The sequence below is a fragment of the Salinisphaera sp. G21_0 genome, from assembly GCF_017744115.1.
GTDB lineage: Bacteria > Pseudomonadota > Gammaproteobacteria > Pseudomonadales > Endozoicomonadaceae > Endozoicomonas.
The window spans coordinates 1-5,739 of record NZ_JAGHQW010000113.1 but is presented as its reverse complement, the minus strand read 5'-3'; the positions used below and the strand labels follow the sequence as shown (position 1 = coordinate 5,739).

The following is a 5,739-nucleotide window of genomic DNA, read 5'->3' as shown; positions in this document are numbered from 1 at the left end:
CCCCCTCCCACCCGGGAACCGTTTTCACATTCAAGTAAAGTTCTACCAGCTGAAGACCTGTTGCCCCTGAATTTCGCCCCGGATGATTTGAAGATAATGGATGGTTGGCATCAGGAGCAGATGAGTTTCTCCCACTGCTTACATTGATCAACATTCCAGCAAAATGAACTTCTGAACAGAACAGCAGTCTGCTTTTTATATTCTCATGAATTAATGAAATATAGTTATGGATAGAAGCTCTGCTGGTATCAGTAGTCAATACGCAAGATCAGGCAATGATGACAACCAACCGAATGGCCAGGCTACTTCTTCACGGCGTGGACGATATAGATATGCCACAGTCAGACAATGGGATAACCCCTCCCGCACTGTCCCCGGGCGTAATGAATTTTACCATTCTTCTTTCACACGCTCTTCTCAACATCTACAGTACCGCTCAGTAAACCCTGCTCAGGATTTTAATGCGCTCATCAAACAGGAAATAATGGATGACCTGGCGAGTAAATCTTATCGTTTCGGTCATCGCTATGATGGGAGAGATCACGGTCTGTATGCCAGTTCAATTAAAAAATACACGTCAGCTGCTAAAAGACCGTTAAATCGAGCGGAACAAAGCCAGCTGCTGCGCTTGCTGCAAAATTTTACCACAACACGGAGTTGGAATTGGCGAAGCCTGACGACAACACTTCATTCATTGACTTCAGCGGGTGTTTTTACCCTTCATAACCCCATGGATGAGCGTGTAAAGCTTACTCAAGCTAACTTATTGTCAACGCTACTGGATGCAATAATATTTATCTGCAACCAAAAACCTCAAGTCAGGGACATTGATGCCCAGGGAGTCGCCAACCTGCTGTGGGCCATGGCAAAACTGGTGGACAACGGGCAGAAGCGAACACAAGAGCTCAACGAGGCCGTGGCCGCGCTGCTGTTCCACGTGAACACACAGAAAGACCTATTTAATGCTCAGGGTATCGCCAACCTGCTGTGGGCCATGGCAAAACTGGTGGACAAGGGGCAGGAGCGAACACAAGAGCTCAACGAGGCCGTGGCCAGACTATTGCCCGACGTGAACGCACAAAAAGCTAACTTTAAACCACAGGAAATTGCCAACCTGCTGTGGGCCATGGCGAAACTGGTGGACAACGGGCAGGAGCAGACACCAGGGCTTAAAGGGGCCGTGGCCGTGCTGTTGCCCTTCGTGAACGCACAGAAAGACCAATTTATTCCTCAGCATATCGCCAACCTGCTGTGGGCCATGGCGAAACTGGTGGACAACGGGCAGGAGCGGACACCAGAACTGAACGAGTCCGTGGCCGTGCTGTTGACCCGCGTAAACGCACAGAAAGACCAATTTAATGCCCAAGGCGTCACCAACCTGCTGTGGGCCATGGCGAAACTGGTGGACAACGGGCATGAGCGGACACCAGAACTGAACGAGGCCCTGGCCGCGCTGATGCACCACGTGAACGGGCAGAAAGTTCACTTCAAACCACGGGAAATCGCCAACCTGCTGTGGGCCATGGCAAAACTGGTGGACAGCGGGCAGGAACAGACACCAGAACTCAACGAGGTTGTGGCCGGGCTGTTGCCCCACGTGAGCGCACTGAAAGCTAACTTCAGACCACAGGGTATCGCCAACCTGCTGTGGGCCATGGCGAAACTGGTGGACAACGGGCAGGAGCAGACAACAGGGCTTAAAGGCACCGTGGCCGTGCTGTTGCCCTTCGTGAACGCACAGAAAGACCAATTTATTCCTAAGCATATCGCCAACCTGCTATGGGCCATGGCGAAACTGGTGGACAACGGGCAGGAGCGGACACCAGAACTGAACGAGTCCGTGGCAGCGCTGTTGACCCGCGTAAACGCACAGAAAGACCAATTTAATGCCCAGGGTGTCACCAACCTGCTGTGGGCCATGGCGAAACTGGTGGACAATGGGCATGAGCGGACACCAGAACTGAACGAGGCCCTGGCCGCGCTGGTGCACCACGTGAATGGGCAGAAAGTTCACTTCAAACCACGGGAAATCGCCAACCTGCTGTGGGCCATGGCGAAACTGGTGGACAACGGGCAGGAGCAGACACCAGGGCTTAAAGGGGCCGTGGCCGTGCTGTTGCCCTTCGTAAACGCACAGAAAGACCAATTTATTCCTCAGCATATCACCAACATGCTGTGGGCCATGGCGAAACTGGTGGACAACGGGCAAAAGCGAACACCAGAGTTCAACGAGGCGTTGGCTGTGCTGTTGCCCCAAGTGAGCGCACAGAAAGCAAACTTTACACCACAGGGTATCGCCAACCTGCTGTGGGCCATGTCAAAACTGGTGGACAACGGGCAGGAGCGGACACCGGGGCTCAAAGAGGCTGTGGCCACACTGTTGCCCCAGGTGAATGCAAAGAAAAACCAATTTATTCCTCAGCATATCGCCAACCTGCTGTGGGCCATGGCAAAACTGGTGGACAAGGGGCAGGAGCAGACACCAGGGCTCAACAAGGCCGTGGCCGCGCTGTTGCCCTTCGTGAACGCACAGAAAGCTAACTTCAAACCACAGGAAATCGCCAGCCTGCTATGGGCCACGGCGAAACTGGTGGACAACGGGCTGGAGCGGACATCAGGGCTCAACAAGGCCGTGGCCGCGCTGTTGCCCTTCGTGAACGCACAGAAAGATAACTTTACACCACAGGCTATCGCCAACCTGCTGTGGGCCATGGCGAAACTACTGGACAACGGGCAGGATACACCAAAGCTTAAAGAGACCGTGGCCGCGCTGTTGCCACTCGTGAATGCACAGAAAGATAACTTTACACCACAGGCTATCGCCAACCTGCTGTGGGCCATGGCGAAACTGCTGGACAACGGGCAGGAGCGGACACCAGAACTGAACGAGTCCGTGGCCGCGCTGTTGCCCCACGTGAACGCATTTAAAGACCAATTTATTCCTCAGCATATCGCCAACCTGCTGTGGGCCATGGCGAAACTGGTGGACAACGGGCAGGAGCAGACACCAGGGCTTAAAGGGGCCGTGGCCGTGCTGTTGCCCTTCGTGAACGCACAGAAAGACCAATTTATTCCTCAGCATATCGCCAACCTGCTGTGGGCCATGGCGAAACTGGTGGACAACGGGCAGGAGCGAACTCCAGAGTTTAACGAGGCCATGGCCGCGCTGTTGCCACGCGCCAACACGGAGAAAGCTAACTTTAAACCACAGGAAATCGCCAACCTGCTGTGGGCCATGGCGAAACTGGTGGGCAATGGGGAGTGGACTTCAGAGCTCAACGAGGCCGTGGCCGCGCTATTGCGCCACGTGAACACACAGAAAGCTAACTTTAAACCAAAGGAAATCGCCAATCTGCTGTGGGCCACAGCGAAACTGGGTGAGTTCGTTGAGCTGAACCTGGTGACCTCTATGCTCGAATCGCTTGTTTACCGAATCAGTGAACACCCTCAGCTCTTACAGCAAGACCTATTGATGTCTCTCTGGGGAGTCATGGTTTGCTGTGCCAGATTGTCTCTGGACTCCAATAACAATAACTGGCTTGAAAAGCACATGGATGAGCTGTTTGCTCGTCTGGAAAATACATCCTCAGACAATGAAGAGGATCAACGCATCATTGCCATGGCCGCAAGTTGGCTTGGGAGAGCGTGTCCAGTCGTCCCCCATTACCAGACAAACATTTCAAAAACCCAGGCCGACTTTCGCGATCAACTCCAATCAAGCTTTCCCTCTTTGCAGATTGAAGAAGAAAAGAGTCTGAACTCACTGCCTCCGGTTGACCTGCTCCTGCCAGATCACAACATGGTGATTGAAGTTCAGGGACCCTCACATTACGTGGGTGGTGATTTCAACACCAGGAATGGTTCGACTCTGCTGAAAATCGCACTGTTGCAAAAAGCAGGATTTGAGGTCATTGAAATTCCGGTTAACAGGCTCTTGAATCAGGATTTAATAAAACCATACATTAATCAAATAAAGACCAGGATAGGCTTCCCGCCACGGGAGCATGGCTCTGTATCACTGAAAAGAAGGCGGGCAGATGAGGCATACGTTACTGCTGATAAAGGCACGCAACCCTCAGGTCATGGTTACTTGACTACCGGAGAACATTCAGAGGAGCAAACCGGTAAACCGGCAAAGAGAAAGAAAACAAACAACCAGTAATCGCCTTCCTCCTTTCATTACTCAAGATCCGTTTTCACATGCCGGGAAGGAATGCCAGTGTTGAACACCTGTTGCCCCGGATGATTTGAAAATAACGGGTTGATGGCATCAGGAGTAGATGTGTTTCCCCAACCGTTTACGTTTATAGACGTTGCAGCAAAATGAACTTTTGAACAAAACAGCAGTCTGCTTTTTATATTTTCATTAATTAATGAAATATAATTATGGATAAAAGCTCTACTGGTATCAGTGGTCAACGCACAAGATCAAATAATGATTACAAGCAACCCAGTGACCATGCCGCTTCTTCAAGGCGCGGACGATACAGACATACCACAGTCAGACAATGGGATCCTCCATCCTGCACAGCCCCAAGGCGTAATGAATTTTACCAATCTTCCAGCGCATACTCTTCTCACTATCTACTGCGCCGTTCAGTAAATACTGTTCAAGATTTTAATGCGCTCACCCAACAGGAAATAATGGATGGCCTGGTGAGTAAATCGCACCGTTTCGGTCATCGCTATGATGGGAGAGATCATGGCCTATATGCCAGTACAATTAAAAAATACACGTCAAATGCTAAAAGACCGTTAAATCGAGCGGAACAAAGCCAGCTGATGCGTTCGCTGCACAATTTCACAGCAACGCGGAGCTGGAATTGGCGAAGCCTGACAACAACACTTCATTCCTTTACTGCAGCGGGTGTTTTTACCCCGTATAAGCCCATGGATGAGTGTGTTCAGCTCACTCAAGCTGCCTTATTGTCCACTCTGCTTGATGCAATAATATTCAAGTGCAACCAAAAACCTGAAGCACGGGATATTGATGCCCAGGGTATCGCCAACCTGCTGTGGGCCATGGCGAAACTGGTGGACAACGGGCACGAGCTGACATCGGGGCTCAACGAGGCCGTGGCCGCACTGTTGCCCCACATCAACGCACAAAAAGACCAATTTATTCATCAGCATACTGCCAACCTGCTGTGGGCCATGGCGAAGCTGGTGGACAACGGGCAGGAGCTGACACCGGGGCTCAACGAGGCCGTGGCATCCCTGTTGTCCCTGGTGAACGCTCAGAAAGACCAATTTATTCCTCAGCATATCGCCAACCTGCTGTGGGCCGTGGCGAAACTGGTGGACAACGGCCAGAAGCAGACACCAGGGCTTAAAGGGGCCGTGGCCGTGCTGTTGCCCCTCGTGAACGCACAGAAAGACCAATTTATTCCTCAGCATATCGCCAACCTGCTGTGGGCCATGGCGAAACTGGTGGACAACGGCCAGAAGCAGACACCAGGGCTTAAAGGGGCCGTGGCCGTGCTGTTGCCCCTCGTGAACGCACAGAAAGGCCAATTTATTCCTCAGCATATTACCAACCTGCTGTGGGCCATGGCGAAACTGGTGGACAACGGGCATGAGCAGACACCAGAACTCAAAGAAGCCGTGATCGCGCTGTTGCCCCTCGTGAACGCACAGAAAGACCAATTTATTCCTCAGCATATCGCCAACCTGCTGTGGGCCATGGCGAAACTGGTGGACAACGGCCAGAAGCAGACACCAGGGCTTAAAGGGGCCGTG

Annotated in this window: 1 protein-coding gene and 1 pseudogene; both read left to right on the top strand. The window is 52.1% G+C overall.

Annotation, left to right across the window (positions count from 1 at the left end):
• Nucleotides 1–226 precede the first annotated feature (226 nt).
• Complete coding sequence (locus tag J7439_RS24755) at nt 227–4,162, top strand: RAP domain-containing protein (protein WP_209204725.1); 3,936 nt, start codon at nt 227–229, stop codon at nt 4,160–4,162.
• Nucleotides 4,163–4,386: 224 nt separating this feature from the next.
• A pseudogene (locus J7439_RS24750) lies at nt 4,387–5,739 on the top strand (hypothetical protein); the annotation flags it as partial.